This window comes from Streptomyces sp. NBC_01320, assembly GCF_035974375.1.
In the GTDB taxonomy this organism is placed as follows: Bacteria; Actinomycetota; Actinomycetes; order Streptomycetales; family Streptomycetaceae; genus Streptomyces; species Streptomyces yanii.
On sequence record NZ_CP108390.1, the window covers coordinates 6,186,397 to 6,210,517 of the forward strand.

The 24,121-nt window shown below is 68.0% G+C and carries 22 protein-coding genes and 2 tRNA genes; 14 read left to right on the plus strand and 10 right to left on the minus strand.

Going from position 1 to position 24,121, the window contains the following annotated elements; all coding sequences use genetic code 11:
* Positions 1-40 precede the first annotated feature (40 nt).
* Positions 41-625: a DUF3566 domain-containing protein gene (locus OG395_RS28125; protein WP_327245414.1), complete on the plus strand. Its 585-nt coding sequence runs from the start codon at positions 41-43 to the stop codon at positions 623-625.
* A 71-nt stretch (positions 626-696) separates the two neighbouring features.
* Positions 697-773, plus strand: a tRNA-Ile gene (locus OG395_RS28130).
* An 806-nt stretch (positions 774-1,579) separates the two neighbouring features.
* On the opposite strand, the gene OG395_RS28135 is transcribed toward OG395_RS28130, so the two are convergent.
* Positions 1,580-1,945 (minus strand): DUF6344 domain-containing protein, encoded by a 366-nt coding sequence (locus OG395_RS28135; RefSeq protein WP_327245415.1) that lies wholly within the window; start codon positions 1,943-1,945, stop codon positions 1,580-1,582.
* A gap of 275 nt (positions 1,946-2,220) precedes the next feature.
* On the opposite strand from OG395_RS28135, the gene OG395_RS28140 reads away from it, so the two are divergent.
* The 3 genes from OG395_RS28140 to OG395_RS28150 all read left to right on the plus strand — a co-directional run bounded on the left by OG395_RS28140 (position 2,221) and on the right by OG395_RS28150 (position 5,812).
* Positions 2,221-2,355, plus strand: coding sequence for a DLW-39 family protein (locus OG395_RS28140; RefSeq protein WP_003958712.1), 135 nt, complete (start codon positions 2,221-2,223; stop codon positions 2,353-2,355).
* Between the two features lie 230 nt (positions 2,356-2,585).
* Positions 2,586-4,460 (plus strand): vWA domain-containing protein, encoded by a 1,875-nt coding sequence (locus OG395_RS28145; RefSeq protein WP_327249484.1) that lies wholly within the window; start codon positions 2,586-2,588, stop codon positions 4,458-4,460.
* Complete coding sequence (locus OG395_RS28150; RefSeq protein WP_327245416.1) at positions 4,460-5,812, plus strand: hypothetical protein; 1,353 nt, start codon at positions 4,460-4,462, stop codon at positions 5,810-5,812. Before OG395_RS28145 ends, OG395_RS28150 begins: the two co-directional genes overlap by 1 nt.
* Positions 5,813-5,834: 22 nt before the next feature.
* On the opposite strand, the gene OG395_RS28155 is transcribed toward OG395_RS28150, so the two are convergent.
* Positions 5,835-7,205 carry a serine/threonine protein kinase gene (locus OG395_RS28155; protein WP_327245417.1) on the minus strand — a complete coding sequence of 457 codons (1,371 nt, stop codon included), beginning with the start codon at positions 7,203-7,205 and terminating at the stop codon, positions 5,835-5,837.
* 217 nt (positions 7,206-7,422) lie between these two features.
* Positions 7,423-7,971 carry a helix-turn-helix domain-containing protein gene (locus OG395_RS28160; protein WP_266983753.1) on the minus strand — a complete coding sequence of 183 codons (549 nt, stop codon included), beginning with the start codon at positions 7,969-7,971 and terminating at the stop codon, positions 7,423-7,425.
* Between the two features lie 171 nt (positions 7,972-8,142).
* Here OG395_RS28160 and OG395_RS28165 point away from each other — a divergent pair.
* Positions 8,143-8,215, plus strand: a tRNA-Ala gene (locus OG395_RS28165).
* An 84-nt stretch (positions 8,216-8,299) separates the two neighbouring features.
* Here the strand turns inward: OG395_RS28165 and OG395_RS28170 are convergent.
* Positions 8,300-9,019 (minus strand): DUF5324 family protein, encoded by a 720-nt coding sequence (locus tag OG395_RS28170; RefSeq protein WP_327249485.1) that lies wholly within the window; start codon positions 9,017-9,019, stop codon positions 8,300-8,302.
* Positions 9,020-9,340: 321 nt separating this feature from the next.
* Here OG395_RS28170 and OG395_RS28175 point away from each other — a divergent pair, with 321 nt between their 5' ends.
* Together OG395_RS28175 and OG395_RS28180 are read left to right on the plus strand one after the other, a co-directional pair.
* Complete coding sequence (locus tag OG395_RS28175; RefSeq protein WP_266983755.1) at positions 9,341-9,868, plus strand: peptidylprolyl isomerase; 528 nt, start codon at positions 9,341-9,343, stop codon at positions 9,866-9,868.
* 156 nt (positions 9,869-10,024) lie between these two features.
* On the plus strand, positions 10,025-10,924 hold the full coding sequence (locus OG395_RS28180) for a rhomboid family intramembrane serine protease (RefSeq protein WP_327245418.1): 900 nt from the start codon (positions 10,025-10,027) through the stop codon (positions 10,922-10,924).
* Positions 10,925-11,212: 288 nt separating this feature from the next.
* Here OG395_RS28180 and crgA read toward each other — a convergent pair whose 3' ends face one another.
* Positions 11,213-11,467: a cell division protein CrgA gene (gene crgA, locus OG395_RS28185; RefSeq protein WP_266983757.1), complete on the minus strand. Its 255-nt coding sequence runs from the start codon at positions 11,465-11,467 to the stop codon at positions 11,213-11,215.
* A 142-nt stretch (positions 11,468-11,609) separates the two neighbouring features.
* On the opposite strand from crgA, the gene OG395_RS28190 reads away from it, so the two are divergent.
* Genes OG395_RS28190 through OG395_RS28215 form a run of 6 tightly spaced genes read left to right on the plus strand, consistent with a single transcriptional unit; the run spans position 11,610 to position 16,104 of the window.
* On the plus strand, positions 11,610-12,377 hold the full coding sequence (locus OG395_RS28190) for a DUF881 domain-containing protein (RefSeq protein ID WP_266983759.1): 768 nt from the start codon (positions 11,610-11,612) through the stop codon (positions 12,375-12,377).
* A 25-nt stretch (positions 12,378-12,402) separates the two neighbouring features.
* A complete protein-coding gene (locus tag OG395_RS28195) occupies positions 12,403-13,149 on the plus strand; it encodes a class E sortase (RefSeq protein WP_327245419.1) in 747 nt (248 codons plus the stop codon).
* A gap of 57 nt (positions 13,150-13,206) precedes the next feature.
* Positions 13,207-13,389 carry a hypothetical protein gene (locus OG395_RS28200; protein ID WP_037702041.1) on the plus strand — a complete coding sequence of 61 codons (183 nt, stop codon included), beginning with the start codon at positions 13,207-13,209 and terminating at the stop codon, positions 13,387-13,389.
* On the plus strand, positions 13,386-14,024 hold the full coding sequence (locus OG395_RS28205; protein ID WP_266983765.1) for an aminodeoxychorismate/anthranilate synthase component II: 639 nt from the start codon (positions 13,386-13,388) through the stop codon (positions 14,022-14,024). Before OG395_RS28200 ends, OG395_RS28205 begins: the two co-directional genes overlap by 4 nt.
* Positions 14,021-15,349 carry a class E sortase gene (locus OG395_RS28210; RefSeq protein ID WP_327245420.1) on the plus strand — a complete coding sequence of 443 codons (1,329 nt, stop codon included), beginning with the start codon at positions 14,021-14,023 and terminating at the stop codon, positions 15,347-15,349. The genes OG395_RS28205 and OG395_RS28210 overlap by 4 nt, the downstream gene beginning before the upstream one ends.
* A 26-nt stretch (positions 15,350-15,375) precedes the next feature.
* Positions 15,376-16,104, plus strand: a complete 729-nt coding sequence (locus OG395_RS28215; protein WP_327245421.1) for a class E sortase — start codon at positions 15,376-15,378, stop codon at positions 16,102-16,104.
* Positions 16,105-16,172: 68 nt separating this feature from the next.
* Here the strand turns inward: OG395_RS28215 and OG395_RS28220 are convergent, their stop codons facing one another.
* The 5 genes from OG395_RS28220 to OG395_RS28240 all read right to left on the minus strand — a co-directional run bounded on the left by OG395_RS28220 (position 16,173) and on the right by OG395_RS28240 (position 24,005).
* The gene (locus OG395_RS28220) at positions 16,173-17,240 is read right to left on the minus strand and encodes a restriction endonuclease (protein WP_327245422.1); all 1,068 of its coding nucleotides are present in this window, start codon (positions 17,238-17,240) and stop codon (positions 16,173-16,175) included.
* A 202-nt stretch (positions 17,241-17,442) separates the two neighbouring features.
* Positions 17,443-19,437 (minus strand): Stk1 family PASTA domain-containing Ser/Thr kinase, encoded by a 1,995-nt coding sequence (gene pknB / locus OG395_RS28225; protein ID WP_327245423.1) that lies wholly within the window; start codon positions 19,435-19,437, stop codon positions 17,443-17,445.
* Positions 19,438-19,604: 167 nt separating this feature from the next.
* Positions 19,605-21,059, minus strand: coding sequence for a peptidoglycan D,D-transpeptidase FtsI family protein (locus OG395_RS28230; RefSeq protein WP_327245424.1), 1,455 nt, complete (start codon positions 21,057-21,059; stop codon positions 19,605-19,607).
* Entirely contained in the window at positions 21,056-22,465 is a 1,410-nt protein-coding gene (locus OG395_RS28235; RefSeq protein ID WP_327245425.1) for an FtsW/RodA/SpoVE family cell cycle protein, read from the minus strand. Before OG395_RS28235 ends, OG395_RS28230 begins: the two co-directional genes overlap by 4 nt.
* Before the next feature lie 22 nt (positions 22,466-22,487).
* The gene (locus OG395_RS28240) at positions 22,488-24,005 is read right to left on the minus strand and encodes a Stp1/IreP family PP2C-type Ser/Thr phosphatase (protein WP_327245426.1); all 1,518 of its coding nucleotides are present in this window, start codon (positions 24,003-24,005) and stop codon (positions 22,488-22,490) included.
* Between the last annotated feature and the right edge of the window lie 116 nt (positions 24,006-24,121).

The window sequence follows — 24,121 nt, forward strand, 5'->3', positions numbered from 1 at the left end:
CGGTGCCCGTGGCCCTGCCACGGACTCCCAAGGGGGCACTGTGACGGACACCCGGGGGCCTCAGCCCCAGTACGAGGGATACGCGACCGGGCCGCTGCCCGGTGAGCGTGAGCCCGCGCCGGGGCAGGCAGGTGGGCCTTACCACCCGCCGCAGGCGTACCCCTCGCCCACGGGCGGGACGCAGGGCGGGCAGCAGGGCGTCGGTGCCGCGCAGGCGGCCCGTCGCCCGCGGACGGGGGCGCGGACCACTCCGCGTACCCGCAAGGCGCGACTGCGGGTGGCGAAAGCCGATCCGTGGTCGGTGATGAAGGTCAGCTTCCTGCTCTCCATCGCGCTCGGCATCTGCACGGTCGTGGCGGCCGCGGTCCTGTGGATGGTGATGGACGCCATGGGCGTCTTCTCCACCGTGGGCGGCACCATCAGCGAGGCGACCGGTTCCAACGACAGCAACGGCTTCGATGTGCAGTCGTTCCTGTCGCTTCCGCGCGTCCTCATCTTCACGTCGGTCATCGCGGTGATCGACGTCGTGCTGGCGACCGCGCTGGCGACGCTGGGCGCCTTCATCTACAACTTGTCGGCCGGTTTCGTGGGCGGTGTCGAGCTCACGCTGGCCGAGGACGAGTAGGGCCGCGGGTATCGATTTTGGGACTGGCCCCGACGTGCGCTAATCTTCAGAAGTCAGCGCGCAGGCGCGGCGGGGCTATAGCTCAGTTGGTTAGAGCGCATCCCTGATAAGGATGAGGCCACAGGTTCAAATCCTGTTAGCCCCACCAGTACAAAGACCCCCAACCGATCATGGTTGGGGGTCTTTGGCATCTATGGCTGACATCAGCCAATGAGTAGATCTGCCAGCAGCCCCGAGTGCAGTGGCTTCGGCCGCTGTGCCGAGGCTCACACCTTAGGGCCAGCGGGGGTGCCATGACTGATCACGGTTGGTCCGACAGCAGCGACGACGAAGACCCCTTCGAACGCGGGAAGCTGGATTGGGCCTTTGTGCGTTGGATCCTTTTTGCGGGGTTCGTGATCTGCGTGATCGGCGTGGCGTGGTTCACCTGGGCCTTCGCTCAGCGGAACTCCTAGCCCTCTCGCGGATCATGGTTGGGCGCTTGTGATTGTCGGTCGACATCAGCCGATGAGCGGATCTTCCAGAAGGTCGGCGAGCATCGCGAAGGTTTCCCGATCGTCGGAGCCGACCACGTGCATGTAGGCGTCCTGGTCATGCCGATCTGGTCACGTGACGCTCGAAGCTCCGGGAGAAGCCGACAGGGTCGATCATGCCGCCCTGCTCCGAGGTTGTGCGTGGTTGTACGGGGATGCGCGCGCGGCAGGGGTGTGCAGGGTTCCGCGGCGAGGGTTGCACGGTCTCGGGTGTCGGAGCGCGGGGCGCTGTGCGCGGGAGCGGCCCTGTCGGCGCAGGCGATCGCGCGATCGGGAACCGTGGAGCAGGGCTTCGCGAACCGCGAGTCCGTCCGCCACTGCCATGGTGGGCACGAAGCCGGCCCCTGGTTGCCCGGCGCACGAACGGGCCCCCGTCCGGTGTGAACCGGATCAGGGGCCCCGTGCGTCAGTGGCGCCGCTCTCACGGTGGCAGGAGGGATGCGTCCCCCGCCGGGGCCCCGTGGGCGGTGCGGGCGGCGCCGGTGGTGTCTGTGGCGCCCATGGCGTCCCTCATGTCCGTCGACAGGTGCCTGGTGGCCGGTGAGGAGCCGTGTGCCTCGGCGCGGATGCGCTGCTTCATCGTGGGTGGGAGCGACCTGTCACGCGGAAGGGTCCATCGCACCGACGGGGTGGTCGCGGTTGCGGCGGTCGCACCCGTGTGCTCCTGATTCGTGGCCTTCGGCTGCGTGGCCGTGGCGGGGGTGCTGATGAGCCCCATCGACGCGAGAAGCGCGAAGAAGGCGGTGATGAAGGCGGTCCAGATGCTCTTGGCCTTGAAGGTGCTCATGGCCCCTCGCTTTCGGGTGGTCCGGTTTGCTTACCTTTCTGATGATGTGGATGTGGCTCGCGATTTCGGTGACCGACGCCGTGGATCCGCCGATCTTCAGATGAACACCACTCGTATGGTGCAACCGGGCTGGACGGACCGGTGCGGAGCGGGGATGGATGGCCGCTTTTGTCCGGGAATCAGCCAGGCCGCAGGTAGGTCACCGATCGGTATCGGTCGGTGTGTATAGTCGGGCGGCAGAAGTCCCCTACGTCAAGGAAAGACGAGGTCGCGCGGTGAAGAAGCTTCTCCTGGTCGCACTGGCCGCCATCGGCGGGCTCCTCGTGTACCGCCAGATCCAGGCGGATCGCGCCGAGCAGGATCTGTGGACGGAGGCGACTGACTCCGTGCCCGCAGGTTCGGGTGTCTGAGACAGAACAGCCTTGTGCGGGCCCCGGTCGCTGAGCGACCGGGGCTTCGTGCTGTTGCGGGACCGTGACACCTGTGCTCTTGAATTCGCCTACGCAATTCAATAAGTTGCGAGAGCAAAGGGGTCGGTGGGTCGGTCGAGGGGGCACGCGTGGGAGCACGGAGCTGTCGCCGTACTTCAGCATCGGGGACATGGATCGGCGCAGCGCTGCTCGTCCTGGTCGTGGGTGCGATGCCCGCCACGGCAGCCGGCACGGCTGCCGACGGCGCATCTGCAGCCCCCGCCACGACCTCTCCGGACGGCAACAGCAGCCTGGTCATGGTGCTGGACTCCTCCGGCTCCATGGCGGACGACGACGGAACGGGCCGGACCCGGATGGAGTCCGCCCGTACCGCTGTGGGCACCGTCGTGGACGGTCTTCCCGACGGCCACCCGACCGGTCTGCGGGTGCACGGCGCCGACCGGCCCCGGGGCTGCACGGACACCCGTCTCGTCCGCCCGGTGCAGGCACTCGACCGGGCCGCAGTGAAGCAGGCCGTGGCGGACCTGCGGCCCAGGGGCGACACTCCTGTCGGGCTCTCCCTGCAGAAGGCCGCGAACGACCTTCCCGAGCCCGTGGACGGTGCCATCGGGACGCGCACGATCCTGCTGATCTCCGACGACGAGGACAACTGCGGTACGCCGCAGCCCTGCGAGGTGGCCGAGCGACTCGGCAAGGACGGGATCGGGCTGCGCATCGACACCGTGGGTTTCCAGGTGAAGGGCCGAGCCCGCGAGCAGCTCGAATGCATCGCGGAGGCGGGCAACGGCCGCTACTACGACGCACCGGACGCCAAGTCGCTGGCCAGACAGTTGCAGCGGGCGGCACAACTCTCCGCGGACGGCTACCGGTTCCGTGGCAAGCGGGTCGAGGGCGCCGCGACCGGCGGCCGGGCACCCACGCTCGTACCCGGGCAGTATCTGGACACCATCGGTCCGGGCGAGAAGCGGTACTACGCGGTCGGTCTGGACGCCGTGTCCACGGCGGACTTCTCGGCGACGGCGGTGCCGCAGCCCGGGGCCGCCGTCGACCCCTTCGACGCGCTGCGTACCAGCATTGCGTACGACACTGACAGTTCCTGCGCCACGGACACCGCGCGCTTCTACCAGAAGGAGGGTGCGGCCCCGCTGATCTCGGCGGTCGCCCGTATCCCCTCCGTCGAGGGGACCCGCAGCTGCGACCGGGCGGGCCACTACCGGCTGGTGGTGGAACGGGCGAGCAAGAAGGGCTCCGATGCAGCGCGTTGGCCGCTGGAGCTCGTGTACGGGGTGGAGGTACCGCTGAAGAAGGGTGTCACGCCCGCCGCGTCCGAGCCGGAGTACGGGGCGGGCGGCAAGAGCGCGGTGCTGCCCTCCGGCAACCCCCGTGATGTGCGGGGAGGCACGGGATTCAACGACGCCGAGGAGCTCGGCCGGGGCGTGTGGCGCGACCGGATCCTGCCGGCGCAGACGCTCTGTTACAAGGTTCCGGCGGGCTGGGGCCAGCAGGTGCGCTACGACGTGGAGTTCGCCAACGAACCCACGGTCGCGGAGGGCGCCTCGACGTACTCGTACGGTGCGACGCAGCTGTTCACACCGGCCCGCTTCCCGGTCGGCGGCGGTGGCGAGTTCACCTCGTCGGCCCCGTACAGCGGCCGTCCGGCCGCGATCAGGATGGGTTCGGTGCCGGTCGCCTGGACCAACCGCTACGAGTACCGCCGGGCGGTCCAGCCGGTTCATGCCGGGGGCGAGTTCTCCATCTCGGTGACGCTGGGCGCGCAGGCTGCCGAGATTGCCGAGAACGCGCAGATCGGTGTGGTCCTGCGGGTGTCGGTGCTCGGGGACGAGCGGGCCGGCCCCGAGCACCATGCCGTCGTCCTCGCCGGGAAGCCGGACAGGGGAGAGGGCAAGAGGACCGACAAGAAGGGCAATTCGGCTGCGTCCGGAGACAGCGGAGGTACGGGCGGGGCAGGATGGACCGGCGTTGCGGCCGCTGCCGGGGCGGGCGCCGTGGTGGCGATCGCCGGGCTCGTGTTCGTACGCAGCCGCCGCAGGTCGGCCACACAGACGACGAGGGGAAGCGCGTGATGAGGCAGCGCAACAGGGGCCGGGCGACGCTGGCCGCGGCCACGGCGATGTGCGCGGTGGCGGCACTGCCGGGGCATGCGTACGCGGCCGGTGAGCCTGCTGCGTACACCTTCGACCCCGGGGCGAAGACGGTCCGGGGCGCGGAGGTCAGCACCGACGCGTCGGCCCTGAAGCCCGGGTCCGTCTACAGGAGCTCGATCAAGCCGGGCGAGAAGCTCTACTACCGTCTCGAACTCGACGCCGCCACGAACGCGTACGTCTCGGCGGTGGTCGTACCCAAGGCCGGTGGCAAGGTCGCGTACGGGGACGGCATCACGGTCAGCGTCAGGGACAGTACGGACCTGCAGTGCAGTTCCGAGGACGCCCGCTTCCGGGCGGCGGAGTTCCCGCATCCGATCGCCGCGTACGCCTACCGGGTCACGGACAAGGACAGCAACACCTGCCAGGACGCCGGCACGTACAACGTCCTGATCGAGCGGGAGAGCAAAGCCACCTCGACGCCCGACGCCTGGGACCTGGAGCTCCGTTACGAGTCGGAGCCGAAGCTGAAGAAGGGCGGTACGGCACCGACCGAGGCGCCGGAGGACTGGCCCTCGGCGTCGCCGACACCGCCCACGCAGGCCAAGAAGGAGGAACGGCCCGGCGGCACGAGCTATTACGACGCCACCAGCCTGGAGACCGGCACGTGGAGGGACGGCATCGAGCCGGGGCAGACCCTCTTCTACCGCGTGCCGGTGGACTGGGGACAGCAGATCTTCGCCACCGTCGACCTCGGCAACAGTGTCGGCGGCTCGGACGAGTACGTCGGCAACGCGCTCGCACTGTCCCTGGACAATCCGGCGCACGGCCATGTCGACGACGCCTCGCCGCTGTCGTACTCCGGCAAGCCCGCCTCGGTGTCGCTCGATCCGCTGCCCCCGGTGGCGTACGAGAACCGGTTCACGTTCAGCGCCGGCGAGAGCGCCATGCGGTTCGCGGGCTGGTACTACCTGTCGGTGTCGCTCAGCCCGGAGGTCGCGAAGGCCTACGGGAACAAGACGATCCCGATGACTCTCAAGGTGCAGGTCGAGAACGCGGCGCAAACGTCGCCGTACGGGGGTTCCGCCGGAATCTTCGGTGTGACGCAGGACGACAAGGACATGGCCAGGAGCGGCCAGAGCGCACCCCAGGCCGACAAGAGCACCACGATGAAGATGGTGGGCGCGGCCGGGATCGGCGCAGGCGCCGTGCTGGTGCTCGGCCTCGGGGCGTGGACGCTGCTTGCGCGTCGCCGCACGGCCGCCGCCGCGGGCGGTCCTGCCGGTGGCGCGGCCGGGCAGCAGCCGTACGGAGGGCCGCCGCAGGCCTGGTGACAGCGGCTGCAGCCACCGGGCCTCAGGCCTGGGTGAGTGCCCAGATTCCGACAGCGAAACAGATCAGCGCCACCAGCAGGACCGGGATCGCCACCTTCGGGGGCGGTCCCGGACGCTTCTGCGATGCCTGTGCGGGAGCGGCGGCCATGGGGTGGGCCGGAGGTGCTGCCGGAGCGAAGTTCGGGGACATTCCCGCCCCGGGATGCGGAACCTGCTGCCGCTCGGCGGTGTATGCACGAGTAGGAGCCGGTTCGTGCCGCACTGCGGATGTCGGGGCCTGGGAGAGATCCGGTGGGGCGGCAGGGAAGGGGGAACCCGTATGCGCCGGGAGCGGAGTGGGGGCAGGGGCAGGCTGGGCCGTCTGGGGCAGCGGCGTGGGCGGCTGCTGCGGAGGCGGGGCGAGATGGAAGCTGCCCGTCTCCGACATCGGGGAGGGCGGCGGGGTGTGTGGCTGCTGTGCGGCTTGGCCCGCGTGTGCGGGGTGGTCGGCCGGGGAGGGCGGCCCGGGGGTGGCGATCGGGCCTTCGGGGCCGAAACCGGCGGGCAGCGGGCCGAGTTGGTCGAAGACCTCAACCGGTTCGTCGTCGACACCTGGCTCCGGCAGCATCTCGACCGCGGCCGTCAGTGCCTTGCGCGCGCCGGTGGCCGTGCGGAACCGGGCCTGCGGATCAGGCTGCAGAAGACCGGCGAGGACCTGCCACAGCGGTTCCGGGATGCCTTGCGGGGCGCTGGGGGTGCCGTGCGAGGCGAAGTGTTCGACGAGTGCCCGGGCGTCCGGCTTCTTCCCCTGCAGCAGATAGAGCGCGACAAGCCCCACGGCGAAGAGGTCCGCGGGGTAGTCGGGCTCCGCCCCCATCATCTGCTCGGGCGCGAAGTAACCCGGCGTTCCCACCACATAGTTGGTCTCGGTCAGGCGGGGCTCGCCCTTGCGCATGGAGATGCCGAAGTCGGAGAGCCGCAGGTGCGGCCGACCGGTGCCGGTGGCCTCCATCAGGATGTTGGCGGGCTTGATGTCGCGGTGCACGACGCCTTCCGCATGCACCGTCGACAGTCCGGACAGCAGCTGGTCGAGCAGCGTGCAGACGAAAAGCGGGGGCAGCGGTCCGTAGTCGCCGATGACATGCGCAAGCGAGCCGCCGCTCACCAGATCCATGGTGAACAGGACCTTGTCGTCGTCCGCGGCCCAACTGGCCGGGGCGAGCACATGAGGATGCTCGATCCGCAGGGCCTGCTCGCGGACGAAGCGCAGCAGCGTGTGTGCGTCGCTCTGCTGAAGCACCTTGGCCGCCACGTACCGGCGGCGCCGGTGGTCCCAGGCTCGCCAGACGGCGCCGACGCCACCACGTCCGATCGGATCGATCAGCTCGTACCGACCAGCGAAGACCTCACCCATTGCGCTGTGCCCGCTCCCAGTTCCTGTTTCGGCTCGTGCTCGGCTCTCGGGGGTAGTGCACCAGGATCTTTCATTCGGCTGAGCCCGTGGGGTCCGGTACGCGCATCCGCCGCGTTGGCATCGGTCCACAACGCCCGGCGCTGTTTCCCTCCTCCGCCTGGCAGCCGCACGTACCAGCTTCCGCCCTGTGAATCCGGCCCGAACCGAAAGAAAGGTCCTAGCTCTGGTGTCCTTCGTAGTGCGCGACCGCGTCCGCGGTGCGGCCGGCGCCGTACACCCTGAGGAACTCTGCCAGTTCCGGGTGGGTCGGGGCGAGGGAGTCGGCGGCATCGATGATGTCACCGGCGGCCGCGACCGACCGCAGCAGCGACTGGATCTCACGGACCACGCGGCGGACGGTGGGTGCCCCACCGCTGGTCGTGGTCTGACCGGTGCCGGTGAGGACGGAACCGCCCTGGGACTTCTTGATCTCCTCCATGCGGTCGGTGGCCTCGCCCGCGCTGACGCTGCCGTCGGCGACCTGGCTGGCCAGCTCCTGCAGAGCCTGGACGCGCTGGACGACCGCGGGGTTGCCGATCTTCGCCCGCTGACCGCTCATCAGCTGGGACAGCATGGGTGCGGACAGCCCGAGTACGGCGGCGAGCCGGGCCTGGTTCAGACCGAGATCGTCGATGAGCCGGCGGAACAGCGCGCCCAGCGGTTCCCCGTACCAGCTGCGCTGAAGTTCTCTGGCTCTTGCCGTTGCTTCCTGCTGAACTGCATCCATGGCGTCTCCCCTTCGCTGAGGCTTCGCTGCTGCGAACCTCGTCCAGCATCTTACGGAGAGTGGTTGCCGACCGGGAGTCCCAATCTTTTTGGAAGATTCAGGGGGTCACCCGGTAGTCTGGTCTGCGGCGGTGACCAAGACGCTGATGCGTCTGGTGCTGTCCTCTTTTTCGGGGCCTTAGCTCAGTTGGTAGAGCGCTGCCTTTGCAAGGCAGATGTCAGGAGTTCGAATCTCCTAGGCTCCACGTCGAGAGCCCCTCTGACCTGTGGAAACGCAGGTCAGAGGGGCTCTCTTGTGTGTCTGCCGTGGGCCGGGCGGCTGTGGCGGCTCAGCGGCCGTCGTCGAGGTCGGTGCCGTCCACCTCGTCCGTCCTGTCCGACTCGGCCTGCTTGGCGCGGACCTCGGGGTCCACAGCTGTCGGTCCGCTGCCGTCGACCGAGGTCAGCGGCGTACGGTCGGCGACCTCCGTGGGGGCGGGGGGCTCGACCAGCCAGTCCGGATTGGCCTGCTTGTCCCACCACCGCCACGCGACGTAGGCGCCGCCCGCCAGGACGGAGACCACGGCCACCACCTTGAGCACGCGTCCGGCCTTGGCCCGCCGCTCGTGCTTTCTGGCCAGCTTCCTGATCTCCTTCGCCGTGACCTGCCCGCGCAGTGCGGCCAGTGCCGCGGCGCTGCGGGCCGTGGCTTCCTCGGCGACGGGCTGGGCGGCGGCCATCGCCTGCTCGACGCGGGGCACGGTGTACTCCGCGGCGCTCCTGGCCGCCTGACGGGTGCGGAGCGCGGCGCGCTGGGCGGCCTCGTCGACCTTGGGGGGTACATGCGCGCGAGCCAGTTCGATACGTGGTGCGAGATGCGCGTCGTACTGGACGCGGGCCTGCTGGGCTGCCTTCGACACCCTCGGCGCGAGCCGCGTACGGGCCTCGTGCGCATAGTGTGCCGCCTGGTCCTTGGCCGAGTCGGCGTAGGGCGCCACCACTTCCGCGGCGTGCTGCACGCTTTCCTTCGCCGAGTCGGTTGCGGCGCGCACGCTGTCGATGCGGGTCACGGGATCCTCCTCCTTGGTGGCGGGTAGGTACTCCGCCTTTCCACCCATTTCGAAATCATGCCCCGCGATGGCGTGTGCGGCATGTGGGGCGGGCATCCGGGGCATGAGAGACGGTTGTACAAAACAGCCATAAGAGATGTTTGTGGGCAATATGGTGCAAGGGGAGCTTGCCGATGACAATGCCACGGTTCGGTTCAGCACGCGCCGGTTCGTCACGCACTTGGCCTCTTTTGTTCCTGCGGGGAGCCGCAGGAAGGCCGTGCGACGGATGGTCCGTGCGAGGATCGGTGGACGTCAGCGAAGACTTACGGAAGGCAGATCGTGGCCGAGCAGCTTTACGCCACCTTGAAGACCAACCAAGGCGACATCGAGATCCGGCTTCTGCCGAACCACGCGCCCAAGACGGTCAAGAACTTCGTCGAGCTCGCCACGGGCGAGCGGGAGTGGACCCACCCCGCGACCGGCAAGAAGTCCACGGACAGGCTGTACGACGGGACCGTCTTCCACCGGGTCATCAGCGGCTTCATGATCCAGGGCGGGGACCCGCTGGGCAACGGCACCGGCGGCCCGGGCTACGAGTTCGGCGACGAGTTCCACCCGGACCTCAGCTTCAACAAGCCGTACCTCCTGGCCATGGCCAACGCCGGCCCGGGCACCAACGGCTCGCAGTTCTTCGTGACCGTCTCGCCCACCGCGTGGCTGACCGGCAAGCACACCATCTTCGGTGAGGTGACGGACGAGGCCAGCAAGAAGGTCGTGGACGCCATCGCGAGCACCCAGACCAACGCACGCACCGATCGTCCGGTGCAGGACGTGGTGATCGAGTCGGTCGTCGTCGAGACCCGATGATCGCCTGTGGTCACGGTGTGATCACTCTCTGATCGGCCGTCTCGGGAACCAACCGCCCTGCTTGTCCGTACTTGGTTACATAGCGGACGAGCAGGGCGGCATCATGCGCGCTGTGTCCACGACGTGACCCGAGGGGGCCAGCAAGTGATGGGACCGATGGACGAGCAGCCGCCCGGCGCCCGGAACCAGTCCGCCGATGCCCGCGGCCCATTCAGCTGCTATCGCCACCCGGGCCGCGAGACGGGGATCCGCTGCACGCGCTGCGACCGTCCGATCTGCACCGAGTGCATGGTCAGCGCCTCGGTCGGCTTCCAGTGCCCGGACTGCGTCCGCCAGGGTTCGGGTACGGGGCACGGCCCGGCTGCCAATCAGCCGCGCACCCTGGCCGGCGGCACCGTCGCCGCCGACCCGCGGCTGGTCACGAAGATCCTGCTCGCCCTCAATGTCGTCCTGTTCATCGCGGTACATGTGAAGGTGTCGCTGCTCGACGACCTGACACTGCTGGGACGGGCCACCTACTACGAGGGCGGTCCACTGGAAGGGGTCGCGGAGGGCCAGTGGTACCGGCTGGTGACGTCGATGTTCCTGCACCAGGAGGTGTGGCACATCGCGTTCAACATGCTGGGACTGTGGTGGCTCGGCGGTCCCCTGGAGGCGGCGCTCGGCCGCGCCCGCTACCTCGCGCTCTACCTGCTCTCCGGCTTGGCGGGCAGCGCGCTCACCTATTGGCTCGCCGCGCCGAACCAGGGCTCGCTCGGCGCCTCAGGCGCCATCTTCGGTCTGCTGGGCGCCACTGCCGTGCTCATGCGTCGGCTGAACTACGACATGCGGCCGGTTCTCGTGCTCCTCGCGCTGAACCTGCTCTTCACGTTCAATCCCTGGGGCGGAATCGCCTGGCAGGCGCATGTCGGCGGTCTGATCGCGGGCACGCTGATCGCCATCGCGATGGTGCACGCACCGCGTGAACGGCGGACGCTGGTGCAGTACGGCACCTGTGCGCTGGTCCTGGTGGCGGTGGTCCTCATCGTGGTTGCCAGAACTGCCGCACTGACCTGATCACAGGCGTCAGGGGGGCTTCTCCCGGCAGTTGTCCACAGCGGGTGCACGATCTTGTGCATTCTGTGGGTACAACTGTGCCCCTTGTCACTGAGCTGGGTTTTTCCAGCGGAGACAAGGGGCGTGCCACCCCTCGACGGGGGAGACTGCAGTCACACCGGCGTCAACAGCCGGGGAGTTATCCACAGGTCGTCTGACCTTTTCCCCCGCCTGTGGATAACGCTGTGGGTAACTCAGGGCAAGGGTTGCGGTACCGGGACCGGCTGTGGTTCTACGGGTGCTGTCCGGCTACTTCCACTGCGTGGAGACGCCGAAGCCACCGGCGATGAAGCCGAAGCCCACGACGATGTTCCAGTTTCCCAGCGTCTTGATGGGCAGATCGCCGTCGGTCACGTAGAACACGACGATCCAGGCCAGACCGATCAGGAAGAACGCCAGCATCACCGGCGCCACCCAACTGCGGTTGGTCAGCTTTATGTTGGTCGTCTGCTTCGCCGGAGGCGGCGTGAAGTCGGCCTTCTTGCGGATACGTGACTTCGGCACGAGGAACTCTCCTGTCGATGCGCTGCGTGACCGCGCAGGGAACTGTGGCTGGCGCCGGGGCGGGGCGCGAGGGGGGAATGCTGCCTCCCCCGGGCGTCCGTTAGCGTAGTGCTTCCGTGGCTCCGAAGGAGATAAGGGTACGTTGAGCAATTCTGCCGACTCTCCCCAAGGGCCGGTCCGGCGCACCTTCCGGCACCCGGTCCGCGTGCTCACCGCTGCCGTTTTCGCCCTTGCCGGGTTGATCTTCGTCACCAGCGCCAACACGGCCAAGGGCACCAACATCCGCACCGACTCGTCGCTGCTGAAGCTCTCCGACCTCATTCAGCAGCGCAGCGAGAAGAACGCGGGGCTCGACGACTCCAACGCGTCCGTACGCGAGGACATCGACGCCCTGGCCCAGCGCGACGACGGCAGCACCAAGGCGGAGGACGTCAAGCTCAAGGCGCTGGAGCGGGCCGCGGGCACCAAGAAGCTCTCCGGCCGGTCCGTCGCCGTCACGCTCGACGACGCCCCGCCGAACGCCACCGCGAACCCCGGCTACCCCGACCCGCAACCGAACGACCTGGTCATCCACCAGCAGGACCTGCAGGCGGTCGTCAACGCTCTCTGGCAGGGCGGTGCCCGTGGCATCCAGGTCATGGACCAGCGGCTGATCTCCACCAGTGCGGTGCGCTGCGTCGGCAACACGCTGATTCTCCAGGGCCGGGTCTACTCGCCGCCGTACAAGATCACCGCGGTCGGCGACCCCGACCGGCTCAAGAAGGCCCTCGACAACTCCTCCTCGATCCGGAACTACCTGCTGTACGTGAAGGCGTACGGGCTCGGCTGGAAAGTGGACGAGCACGAGGCGGTGACTCTTCCGGGCTACTCGGGCACAGTGGATCTCCACTATGCGAAGCCGGTGAAGTAGCGAGCAGTTCCGGGGAGGCCGACCGGTGTCGGTGCGACTGATCGTCAGGACCTTCAGCGAACTGTGCATCACCGCGGGCGCCTTGATCATCCTCTTTGTGGTGTACGTGCTGTTCTGGACCGGGGTGAAGGCCGCCGGTGCCACCGAGGGGCAGATCGACACCCTGCAGAACCAGTGGGCGCGGGGGGCAGTGTCCGTACCCGGGCCGAACGCGGCAGGCACGCCGGCGCCCTCGACCTCGCCGTCGTCCGCACCCTCGCCGACGTCCGCACCCACGCCGTCGCGCGCCCCCGCCGCCTACCGCGACGGGAAGCCGTTCGCGATGCTGTACATCCCCCGCTTCGGCAGGAGCTGGGAGTGGCCCGTCCTGGAGAACACCGAGGTCGGAACCTTGCAGAAAGGGCTCGGCCACTACCGCGGAACCGCCCCCCTCGGCGGCGTCGGCAATTTCGCGGTGGCCGGACACCGTCGCACCTACGGGGATCCCTTCAAGGACTTCCCGACGCTGCGACGCGGCGACGCGGTGGTGCTGACGGACGGGACGACGTGGTTCACGTACCGCATCGAGAAGAAGCCGTACCGCACCGTGCCGAGCGACACCGGTGTCATCGACGCCGTCCCCCGCAAGTCCGGCTTCGACGGACCCGGCCGCTATCTGACGCTGACCACCTGCGATCCCGAATGGGGCAGCAGCCACCGGCTCATCGCCTGGGCACATCTCGACGCGACACAGCCTGTGACCGACGGCAAGCCGGCAGCTTTCCACAGCTGACCCACGCCCCTGCCCCGGCCCTTTAGTCTGGTCCCGTACCGAATGAATGGGGACAGCATGTACGGCTGGATCTGGCGGCATCTGCCGGGCAATGCGTGGGTGCGCGGGCTCATCTCGCTCGTGCTGGCACTCGCCGTCGTCTATGTGCTTTTCCAGTACGTCTTCCCGTGGGCCGAGCCGCTGCTTCCGTTCGGCGACGTGACGGTCGACGGCACGAGCGGAACGGGGGCCGGCCAGTGAGCGCCCGCATCCTTGTCGTCGACAACTACGACAGCTTCGTCTTCAACCTCGTCCAGTACCTCTACCAGCTCGGCGCCGAGTGCGAGGTCCTGCGCAACGACGAGGTGACCACGGCACACGCCCAGGACGGCTTCGACGGCGTTCTGCTCTCGCCTGGCCCCGGTACCCCGGAGCAGGCGGGCGTCTGTGTCGAGATGGTGCGCCACTGCGCGGCGACCGGCGTTCCGGTCTTCGGTGTCTGCCTCGGCATGCAGTCGATGGCCGTGGCGTACGGCGGTGTGGTGGACCGCGCCCCTGAGCTGCTGCACGGCAAGACGTCGCCGGTGACGCACGAGGGCAAGGGTGTTTTCGCCGGGCTGCCGTCCCCGTTCACCGCGACCCGCTACCACTCGCTCGCCGCCGAACCGGAGACGATCCCGCAGGAGTTGGAGGTCACGGCGCGCACAGCCGACGGCATCATCATGGGGCTGCGCCACCGCGAACTGCCGGTGGAGGGTGTGCAGTTCCATCCGGAGTCGGTTCTGACCGAGTACGGCCATCTGATGCTGGCCAACTGGCTGGTGCGGTGCGGTGATACGGGAGCCGTCGCGAGGTCGGAGGGGCTCGCGCCGGTGGTGGGCAAGGCTGTCGCGTGACCGCACTCCGCCCCGAGCACGACACCGGTGAGGAAGGCCCGTACGAGCAACGAGCGTACGAGGCCACGGGCGCGTTCGAGGCGGCAGTCGACCAGCTGGCGGACCCGCTGAACGATCCGCTGCCGGGGCAGCACGCCTCGCCGTGGTTCAGGGCGGAGAGCATTCCGGCGGAGACGGCGGAGACCGGGGCGGCGCAGGACCGGCGGTCGGAAGGCCAGGCGCAGGCGTCACACGGGGCTCAGGGGCCCCAGGGGACGCCGCGCGAGTGGTACGACCCCGAAGGGTACGAGCGGGACTGGTACGGGCAGCAGGAGCCCGTCGTGGCGCCTCCGCCCCCGCCGCCGCTCCCCCGCAACGACGAGACGATCGGTCTGCGGACGGCGGACCCCCGGCGCCTGGCCGACCGGGCGATGACAGCTCCGATACCGCAAGCGGAGCCGGAGTACGAAACGGAGCCTGCCGCGGCTCCGGATCCCGGTCCGGAGACCACAGAACTCGAACCGCGCGTGGAACCGCCCACGGGGGGCCGGGCCGAGCGACGGCGCGCCGCCAAGGGGCGCGGCCGTCGCGCCGAGCCGCAGAGCCGGTCGGCGGCTACGCCGGAGGGGCGTCCGCTCTCTCGCGTCGAGGCGCGGCGGGCCGCCCGCGCGGCCAAGGACAGCCCGGCCGTCGTCGCCAGCCGGGTCGTCGGCGAGCTGTTCATCTCGCTCGGCGTGCTGATGCTGCTGTTCGTCACGTACCAGTTGTGGTGGACGAATGTGCGTGCCGACCAGATCGCCGGGAGCGAGACGCACAAGATTCAGGACGGCTGGGCGAAGGGCCGTAAGCCCGGGGCGTTCGAGCCGGGGCAGGGCTTCGCCATCATCCACATCCCGAAGCTGGATGTGGTCGCCCCGATCGCCGAGGGCATCAGCAAGGAGAAGGTCCTGGACCGCGGCATGGTCGGTCACTACGGCCAGGGTGCGCTCAAGACGGCGATGCCGTCGGCCGCGCAGGGCAACTTCGCGCTGGCCGGCCACCGGAACACCCACGGCGAACCGTTCCGTTACATCAACCGGCTGCGCAAGGGTGACCCGATCGTGGTCGAGACGCAGGACGCGTACTACACGTACGAGATGACCAGCGTCCTTCCTCAGACGTCGCCGTCCAATGTCTCGGTGATCACCCCGGTGCCGCCCGGTTCGGGCTTCACGAAGCCCGGCCGCTACATCACTCTGACGACCTGTACGCCTGAATTCACGAGTACGTACCGGCTGATCGTCTGGGGCAAGATGGTCGACGAACGGCCGCGCAGCAAGGGGAAGCCCGACGCGCTCGTCGGCTGAACTTCATCACGACAGGGACGGGTGCGGTGGCAGCGAGGACCCAGCAGGAAGAACAGACCGACGAGTCCGCGCCCCCGGTGCGGAGCGGGGACCGCCATCCCGTCGCGACCGCGGTCAGTCTCTTCGGCGAGCTGCTGATCACCGCGGGCCTGGTGCTGGGCCTCTTCGTCGTCTACTCCCTGTGGTGGACGAATGTGCTCGCCGACCGCGAGGCCGAGAAGCAGGGCCACACCGTCCGCGACCGCTGGGCCGAGGGACCCGGGGCCCTCGACACCAAGGACGGCATCGGCTTCCTGCACGTACCCGCGATGAAGAACGGCGAGGTGCTCGTCAAGAAGGGCACCGACACCAAGAACCTCAACGACGGCATCGCCGGCTACTACACGGACCCGGTGAAGTCGGCTCTCCCCTGGGACAAGCAGGGCAACTTCACGCTGGCGGCGCACCGCGACGGGCACGGGGCGAAGTTCCACAACATCGACAAGGTGAAGACGGGCGACGCCGTCGTCTTCGAGACCAAGGACACCTGGTACGTCTACAAGGTCTTCAAGGAGCTTCCCGAGACGTCGAAGTACAACGTCAAGGTGCTTCAGCCGGTCCCCAAGGAGTCGGGCGTGAAGAAGCCCGGCCGCTACATCACCCTGACGACCTGCACGCCGGTCTACACATCGAAGTACCGCTACATCGTCTGGGGCGAGCTGGTGCGTACGGAGAAGGTGGACAAGGACCGTACGAAGCCGGCGGAGCTGCGTTAGCCGATACGATGAGCAGGGCCCGAAGTCGCAACCAATCCTTGCGACTTCGGGCTTTCTGCTGTCCTGGCCTACTTGAGTACCTGCAGCTTCGCGCCCGAGCTCCAGGCCTCCAGCAGGCCGCGGTGCACGGCGGTGACGCCCACCTGCATCGCGATGTCGAGGGCCTCGCGCGAGAACGGGCAGGTCGCCACGTACACGGCCACGTCCGCCTGGTGCAGCGTCTTGGTGCCGACGAACTTCTGCATCTCGCCGCTCCACACCGAGCGGTACGGAGCGAAGTTCTTGCACTGGACGACCAGCCGGCGCCCGTCGGCGGTGTACGCGGTGATGTCGGCCCCGCGGTCGCCGCTGCCGCCGTGGACCTCGACGCCGGTGCAGTCGTCGCGGCGCAGCAGGCTTGCGATGTGCTGCTCGAACTCTCGCCAGTTCATGGCGTCGATGGAGGCCATGACTCCGGTGAGGGGACGCTGCTCCTGCGCCCGCTGAAGACGACGCAGCTGAATGTCGTGGCGGACGAGCTTCCGTTCGATCTGCTGGACGCTCTCGCGGAGGCCAATGAGCTCTCGTTGCTGCTCGCCGGAAGTCTCGATGAGGGCATTGAGTATGGGGACGACGGTGGTGCCGAGGAGACGAGTGAAGCTCTCCTCGCTGAGTCGCGTGATGTGGGCGTCGAGTGATTCGACGTCGCTGTCACGCCGCGGGTTATCCACGATCAACGGGTGCGTCCGGGAAGTGTGTTCGACGTCGAGCAGGTACGTACGGACGCGGCGTGCGATCTCGCTGTCCCGGAGCAGCATGGCGACGTTCAGGACGGACCGCCGGGGCCAGAGGGCCATGCTCGAACGGGGCTGTGGATAACTCTCCGGATAGGAACTCAGGGTGAGTTCCTTAAATTTCTGCAGCTCAGCGCCCCGGATCACCTTCAGGCCATGCGATTCGAGCTCTTCTCGATGACGGCTGAGGAGGTTGTTGATGACAGTTTCCGCCACCTCGAAGTAGGCAGCGACCATGGCGGTGGTCACGTGCATACCGTCCGGCAGCAAGCACAGCGTTTTGACTCGGTCGAGTGCCTCCGTCCGCTCGGTGAAGCTCTGACGCAATGCCTGTGATTCCACCAGAGCAACCTCGTTGATCATGCTCTTGCCCCTTCGCGTAACCGTCTGTGCGGCCGGAGTCCGATGCCCCGCCCCACCCGATCAACGAATCAGCACATATGAAGACACGATCGGTTTACGGCTGCATGTGCGGTATGTCAGGCGGAGGCATCGCGGCAAGTACAGCGAAGGGCCCCGGTCACCGTTTCGGTGATCGGGGCCCTTCGCGTGTGTGCGGTGGGGCTCAGTTCTGTGAGCCCGATGGGCCGCCGAAGATATTGCCGTCCCCGTTGCCCTTGCCGCCCACCGTGGTGAGGGTGATGACGGTGGTCGCGGGGTCGGCTTGGGTGCCCGGCTGTGGATCGATGTTGGCGACGATGGCGTTGTCGTTGTCCGAGCTGCCCTGCGCGAACTGGATTTGAGTGAAGCCCTGCGCGGCCAGGGCCTGCTTGGCCTGGGCGACCGTGCTGCCCCTGACTTGGGGGACCGGGACCGTCGCCGGCTGCGTCGGGCCCTTGGAGACCTGCAGGGTGATCGTGGTGCCCTTCGGCTTCATGGAGTTGGCCGGTTGGTCCTGTGAGACGACCTCGCCTGCGGGCTTCTCGGAGTCGACTTGCTGTTCGGCGACTACGAAGTCGAGCTTCGTCAGCTGGTCCCTCGCGTTGGCGATCTGCTGAGTCACCACATCTGGGACCTGCCTCATCTCCTGCTTGGCGACCGTGATCTTGACCTCGGACTCCCGCTCGGCCTTCGTGTTGCCCTTGGGGTTCTGGTCGAGCACGGTGCCGGGCTCCGCGGTGGAGGACTCGGTCGTGACGACCTTCACCGAGAAGTCCTTTTCCTCCAGGATCTTGCGGGCGTTCTCCTCGGACTTCTCCGTGACGTCCGGGACCTCGACCTTCGGCGCACCGGTGGAGACGACGACCGTGACGGTCTCGTTCTCCGCCATCTTGCCGTCCTTGGGCGACTGGCTGCAGATCTTGTTCTTCTCCTGGGTCTCGCACGGTTCGCGCGCGCCGACCTTGAGGAGGACACCGGCGTTCTTCGCGAGATCCTGCGCCTCTGCCACGGTCGAACCGACCATGTTCGGCACGTCGACCCTGCTGTTGCCGCTGTTGTCGCCGCCGAAGACGGACTTGCCGATCAGGATCGCGCCGATCAGCACGAGGATGCCCGCGACGATCAGCAGGATCGTGGAGGTGTTGTTCTTCTTCTGGCGGCGGCGGTCCGGGCGCTCGTCGTTTCCGTAGCCGCCGTCGTCCGGATTGACCGGGGGCAGCATGGAGGTCTGGGCGCCGTTCGGGTCGGCGGCGCGCAGCGCGGTGGTGGGCTGGTCGTTGCCGTACCCGTCGTATGCCCCGTAACCGGCCACGCCCATCGCCGCGGTGGCGGCGACCGGCTGGCCGTCGAGGCAGGCCTCGATGTCGGCACGCATCTCGTCGGCCGACTGGTAGCGGTAGTCGGGGTCCTTGACCAGGGCCTTCAACACGATCGCGTCCATTTCGGGCGTGATCTCGGGGTCGAAGGTGCTGGGGGTCTGTGGCTCTTCCCGCACGTGCTGGTAGGCGACCGCGACGGGCGAGTCACCGATGAACGGCGGCCGGACGGTCAGCAGCTCGTAGAGCAGACAGCCGGTCGAGTACAGGTCGGAGCGCGCATCGACCTGCTCGCCCTTGGCCTGCTCCGGGGAGAGGTACTGGGCGGTGCCGATGACGGCCGAGGTCTGGGTCATCGTCATGCCGGAGTCGCCCATGGCGCGGGCGATACCGAAGTCCATGACTTTGACCTGGCCGGTGCGCGTCAGCATGACGTTCGCCGGCTTGATGTCGCGGTGGACGATGCCTGCGCGGTGCGAGTACTCCAGCGCCTGGAGGATCCCGACCGTCATTTCGAGGGTGCGCTCGGGCAGCAGTTTGCGGCCGGAGTGCAGAAGTTCTCTGAGCGTCGACCCGTCGACGTACTCCATCACGATGTACGGGATGGAGACACCGTCGACGTAGTCCTCGCCGGTGTCGTAGACGGCGACGATCGCCGGGTGATTGAGCGAGGCGGCGGATTGGGCTTCACGGCGGAACCGGGCCTGGAAGGACGGGTCGCGGGCGAGATCGGTCCGCAGCGTCTTCACAGCGACGGTGCGGCCGAGCCGGGTGTCGTGCGCGAGGTAGACCTCGGCCATGCCACCACGGCCGAGCACCGAGCCCAGCTCGTACCGGCCGCCGAGGCGACGCGGCTCTTCCATAACTGTTCCAGCCCTCTCCGTCTGTCCCGACCGCACCGGTGTGTGGTCCGGCGGTGTGCTGCTCGCGCATACGCTACCGGCCACGCACTACCTGATCGGCCCACAGCCGTGAGCTGATATCTGACCGGTATCCCAGTGTGCAGGTATGGCGCCCGATGTGATGGGCGTCACCTCTTGTTGATGACCGCCTCCATCACGGCCTTGGCGATCGGAGCGGCCAGACCACCGCCGGAGACATCGTCCCGGTTGGCGCTGCTGTCCTCGACCACGACCGCCACGGCGACGGGCGAGCCGCTGCTGGTCTTCGCGTACGAGATGAACCAGGCGTACGGCTTCTCGCTGTTGTTCAGACCGTGCTGGGCGGTACCGGTCTTGCCGCCGACTGTGACGCCGTTGATGAGGGCCCTGGTTCCCGTGCCGCTCTTGACGACGGTCTCCATCATCTGCTGGAGCTTCTGCGCGTTCTCACCCGAGAGGGGCCGGCTGAGCTCCTCCTTCTCGTGGGTGTAGATCACGTCGAGGTTGGGTGCCTTCCGCTCGGCGACCATGTACGGCTGCATGAGCTTGCCGTCGTTGGCGACCGCGGCGGCGACCATGGCCATCTGGAGCGGGGTGGCGCGGTTGGAGGCCTGGCCGATGCCCGCCATGGCGTTCTGCGGCCGGTTGTCCTTCGGGTAGACGCTCGCGTCGGCGCGGACCGGGGTGAAGATCTCCTTGTTGAAGCCGAACTTGGCGGCCTCGTCCATCATCTTCTGGTTGCCCAGGTCGTCGCTGATCTTGCCGAAGACGGTGTTGCAGGACATCCGCAGCGCTTCCCGGAGCGAGGCGTTCTCGCACGGGATGTTGCCCTCGTTCTGCAGGACGGTGCTCACCTGCGGGAGCTTGTACGGCAGCGGGGAGTCCGTCTTGCCGTCGATGTCGGTGTAGAGGCCGTTCTCCAGGGCCGCGGCGGCGGTGACGACCTTGAACGTCGAGCCGGGCGGGTAGGTCTCGCGCAATGCCCGGTTGAGCATCGGCTTGTCCTTGTCCTTCAGGAGGTTGTTCCAGGCCTTGGTGTCCGCGTCGGAGTTGCCCGCGAAGGTCGAGGGGTCGTACGAGGGGGTGCTGGCGAGGGCCAGGATGGCGCCGGTCTGCGGGTCGAGCGCGGCAACGGCGCCCTTCTTGTCGCCGAGCCCCTGGAAGGCGGCCTTCTGGGCGGCGGCGTCGAGGGTGGTGACGATGTTGCCGCCCTGCTTCTTCTCGCCCGTGAACATCGACAGGGTGCGGTTGAAGAAGAGCTGGTCGTCGTTGCCGGTGAGGATGCCGTCCTCGAGCTTTTCGAGCTGAGAGGCGTCGAAGGCCTGCGAGGAGTAGCCGGTCACGGGTGCCCACATGGGGCCGTTCTTCCAGGACCGCTTGTACTTGAAGTCGCTGCCCTTGGTCTCGACCGAGGTGGTCACGGGGTTGCCGTCGACGATGATGTTGCCGCGCTCGTGCGCGTACCGCTCGATGCGGACACGGCGGTTCTCGTCGCGGGTGTTCAGCTCGTCGGCGCGGACGTACTGGAGGTAGTTGGTCCGCACGAGCAGGGCGAGGATGAGGACGCCGCAGAAGATCGCGATCCGGCGCAGGGGCTTGTTCACGGTCGGACCACCTGGGTCATCTCGGCGTCGGAGGACGGGGCGGGGGCCGGCGCGGGGCGGCGTGCGGTGTCGCTGATCCGGATCAGGATGCCGATCAGGGCCCAGTTGGCGATCACGGACGAACCACCGGCCGCGAGGAACGGCATCGTCATACCGGTCAGCGGGATGAGACCCATGACACCGCCGGCGACGACGAAGACCTGGATCGCGAAGGCGCCGGAGAGACCGATCGCGAGGAGCTTGCCGAACGGGTCGCGGGCCGCGAGCGCGGTGCGGACACCGCGCTCGACGATCAGACCGTAGATCAGCAGGACAGCCATCATTCCGGCGAGACCGAGCTCCTCACCGACGGTGGAGAGGATGAAGTCGGCGTTGGCGGCGAAGCCGATCAGGTCGGAGTGGCCCTGACCGAGTCCGGTGCCGAGGGTGCCGCCGGAGCCGAAGGACATCAGGGCCTGGGCGATCTGGTCGGAATGGGCCATGGTCTTTTCCCCGAAGGGGTCCAGCCAGGCGTCGACCCGCTGCTGGACATGCGGCTCGAACGTGGCGACGCCGACTGCGCCGACCGCCGACATCAGCAGACCGAAGACGATCCAGCTGGTCCGCTCCGTCGCGACGTACAGCATGATCACGAAGAGGCCGAAGAACAGCAGCGACGTACCGAGGTCGGTCTCGAAGACCAGGATCAGGATCGACATCGCCCAGATGACGAGGATCGGTCCGAGGTCACGGCCACGGGGCAGATAGAGGCCCATGAAGCGGCGGCTGGCGAGGGCCAGCGCATCGCGTTTGACCATCAGATAGCCGGCGAAGAAGATCGCGATGATGATCTTTGCGAACTCGCCGGGCTGGATGGAGAAGCCGGCGATCGTGATCCAGATCTTGGCGCCGAACTTGCCCGGGAAGAACATCGGCAGGATCAGCAGGACCAGCGCCCCCACCATAGAGATGTAGGTGTAGCGCTGCAGGATGCGGTGGTCCTTGAGCAGGAACAGAACGGCGACGAACAGAGCGATGCCGACCGCCGAGTACAGCAACTGTCTGGGGGCGGAGGGGGTGAAGACGCCGTACTGGTACTTGGCTGTCGCGATCAGCCTCGGCGACTGGTCCAAGCGCCAGATCAGCACCAGCCCCAGCCCGTTGAGTAGAGTCGCCAGTGGCAGCAGCAGCGGATCCGCGTACGGAGCGAACTTGCGCACCACGAGGTGGGCGACGCCGCCGAGCAGGATCAGGCCGAACCCGTATCCGAGCATGCCGGAAGGCAGTGTGCCGTCCATGGCAAGGCCCACATTGGCGTACGCGAACACCGAGATGGCGATGGCGAAGACCATCAGGGCGAGCTCGGTGTTGCGACGGCTCGGTGCGTCGATCGCGCCGATCGTGGTCGTATTGGTGACAACGCTCATGTGCTGAAGGCCCCCTACGGCTTTACTGCTTACCGCACTGCGGGACCAGCTTCGTCTCTTCCTCCGAGAGGCTGGGGCCGGGAGTGGGAGTCGCTGTGGTCGGCTTTGTCTTGCTGGTGGTGGACGTGGAGCCGGACTCGGTGGACGTCTTCGAGAGGTCCGAGCCCGTGCCTCCGGCTTCACCCTCGCCGGTGCGGGGCTTGCTCGCCGCCTCGGCCGCGCGGCGCTGCGCGTCCTTCTTGCAGGCGGACGCCTGGGTCGAGAGCTCGCTGATCTTCTCGCGGGCGTCGGCCAGGTTGCCCTCGGCGATGGTCGCCTCGACCTGCTTGCGCTGGTAGGACGGGAGGTACTTGAGTTCGATCTCGGGGTGGTCCTTCTCGACCTTCGAGAGCGAGACCCATGCGAGGTCCTGGCTGATGCCGCGGTACAGCGCAACATGGTCGTTCTTCGCGCCCACGAAGAACTGGTTCTGGGTCCAGCGGTAACCGCCGTACACACCACCGCCGATGACGGCCAGCGCGAGCACGATGTAGAACGACCGCTTCAGCCACTTGCGGCCGCCGCCGGACTTGACGAATTCGTCGTCGGTGTACGCGTCGAAGGAGCCGTCCGGCATTCCGCCGTAGCCGACGCCGTCGCCGCTGCCGGGCGGGCCGAAGCCGCCCGCGGGCGGCGGTACGGGGCGGCCGAGACCGGCCGCCCGGCCGGCCGGGGTGGTCATGGAGTCGCTGTCGTTCAGCTGGGCGGACTGGTTCTCGGCGACCGCGCCGACGATGACCGGGGTGTCGTTGAGCTGCCCGGCCAGGGTGTCGTTGCTGTCCACGTCGAGGACGTCGGCGACGATGCAGGTGATGTTGTCCGGGCCGCCGCCGCGCAGGGCGAGCTGGATGAGTTCCTGGATCGTCTCCTGCGGGCCCTGGTAGCTGGCGAGGGTCTCCTCCATCGTCTGGTGCGAGACGACGCCGGAGAGCCCGTCGGAGCAGATCAGATAGCGGTCGCCGGCCCGGACCTCACGGATGGAGAGGTCGGGTTCGACGTGGTCGCCGCTGCCCAGCGCGCGCATCAGCAGAGAGCGCTGCGGGTGGGTAGTGGCCTCTTCTTCGGTGATGCGGCCCTCGTCGACCAGCCGCTGGACCCAGGTGTGGTCCTGCGTGATCTGGGTCAGCACGCCGTCGCGCAGCAGGTACGCGCGTGAGTCGCCGACGTGGACCAGGCCGAGGCGCTGACCGGTCCAGAGCAGAGCGGTGAGCGTGGTGCCCATGCCCTCCAGCTGGGGGTCCTCCTCGACCATCATGCGCAGTTGGTCGTTGGCCCGCTGGACCGCCGTGCCGAGCGAGGTGAGGATGTCCGAGCCGGGCACGTCGTCGTCGAGCTGAACGAGCGTCGAGATCACCTCGGAGCTGGCGACCTCACCGGCCGCCTGGCCGCCCATGCCGTCGGCGATGGCGAGAAGGCGCGGACCGGCGTAGCCGGAGTCCTCGTTTCCCTCCCGGATCATGCCCTTGTGCGATCCGGCGGCGAAGCGCAGGGACAGACTCATGCGCACCTCGCCCGTCGGCTCGGGGTACAGCCGGTCTCGCGCCACACTGCCCACCCTCCGGTCGGGAGCAGGGCCGGGTCCGTTGCCCGGACCGCTACGGCCCGCTCGCTCCGCTC

Bases quoted from the DNA above. Each gene is read 5' to 3' on its own strand.
- OG395_RS28180 (WP_327245418.1), top strand. From the start codon at position 10,025: ATGGACGAGCAGCCGCCCGGCGCCCGGAACCAGTCCGCCGATGCCCGC.
- OG395_RS28135 (WP_327245415.1), bottom strand. From the start codon at position 1,945: ATGAGCACCTTCAAGGCCAAGAGCATCTGGACCGCCTTCATCACCGCC.
- OG395_RS28145 (WP_327249484.1), top strand. From the start codon at position 2,586: ATGCCCGCCACGGCAGCCGGCACGGCTGCCGACGGCGCATCTGCAGCC.
- OG395_RS28160 (WP_266983753.1), bottom strand. From the start codon at position 7,971: ATGGATGCAGTTCAGCAGGAAGCAACGGCAAGAGCCAGAGAACTTCAG.
- OG395_RS28150 (WP_327245416.1), top strand. From the start codon at position 4,460: ATGAGGCAGCGCAACAGGGGCCGGGCGACGCTGGCCGCGGCCACGGCG.
- OG395_RS28220 (WP_327245422.1), bottom strand. From the start codon at position 17,240: ATGATCAACGAGGTTGCTCTGGTGGAATCACAGGCATTGCGTCAGAGC.
- pknB (WP_327245423.1), bottom strand. From the start codon at position 19,437: ATGGAAGAGCCGCGTCGCCTCGGCGGCCGGTACGAGCTGGGCTCGGTG.
- OG395_RS28155 (WP_327245417.1), bottom strand. From the start codon at position 7,205: ATGGGTGAGGTCTTCGCTGGTCGGTACGAGCTGATCGATCCGATCGGA.
- OG395_RS28235 (WP_327245425.1), bottom strand. From the start codon at position 22,465: ATGAGCGTTGTCACCAATACGACCACGATCGGCGCGATCGACGCACCG.
- OG395_RS28200 (WP_037702041.1), top strand. From the start codon at position 13,207: ATGTACGGCTGGATCTGGCGGCATCTGCCGGGCAATGCGTGGGTGCGC.
- OG395_RS28240 (WP_327245426.1), bottom strand. From the start codon at position 24,005: ATGAGTCTGTCCCTGCGCTTCGCCGCCGGATCGCACAAGGGCATGATC.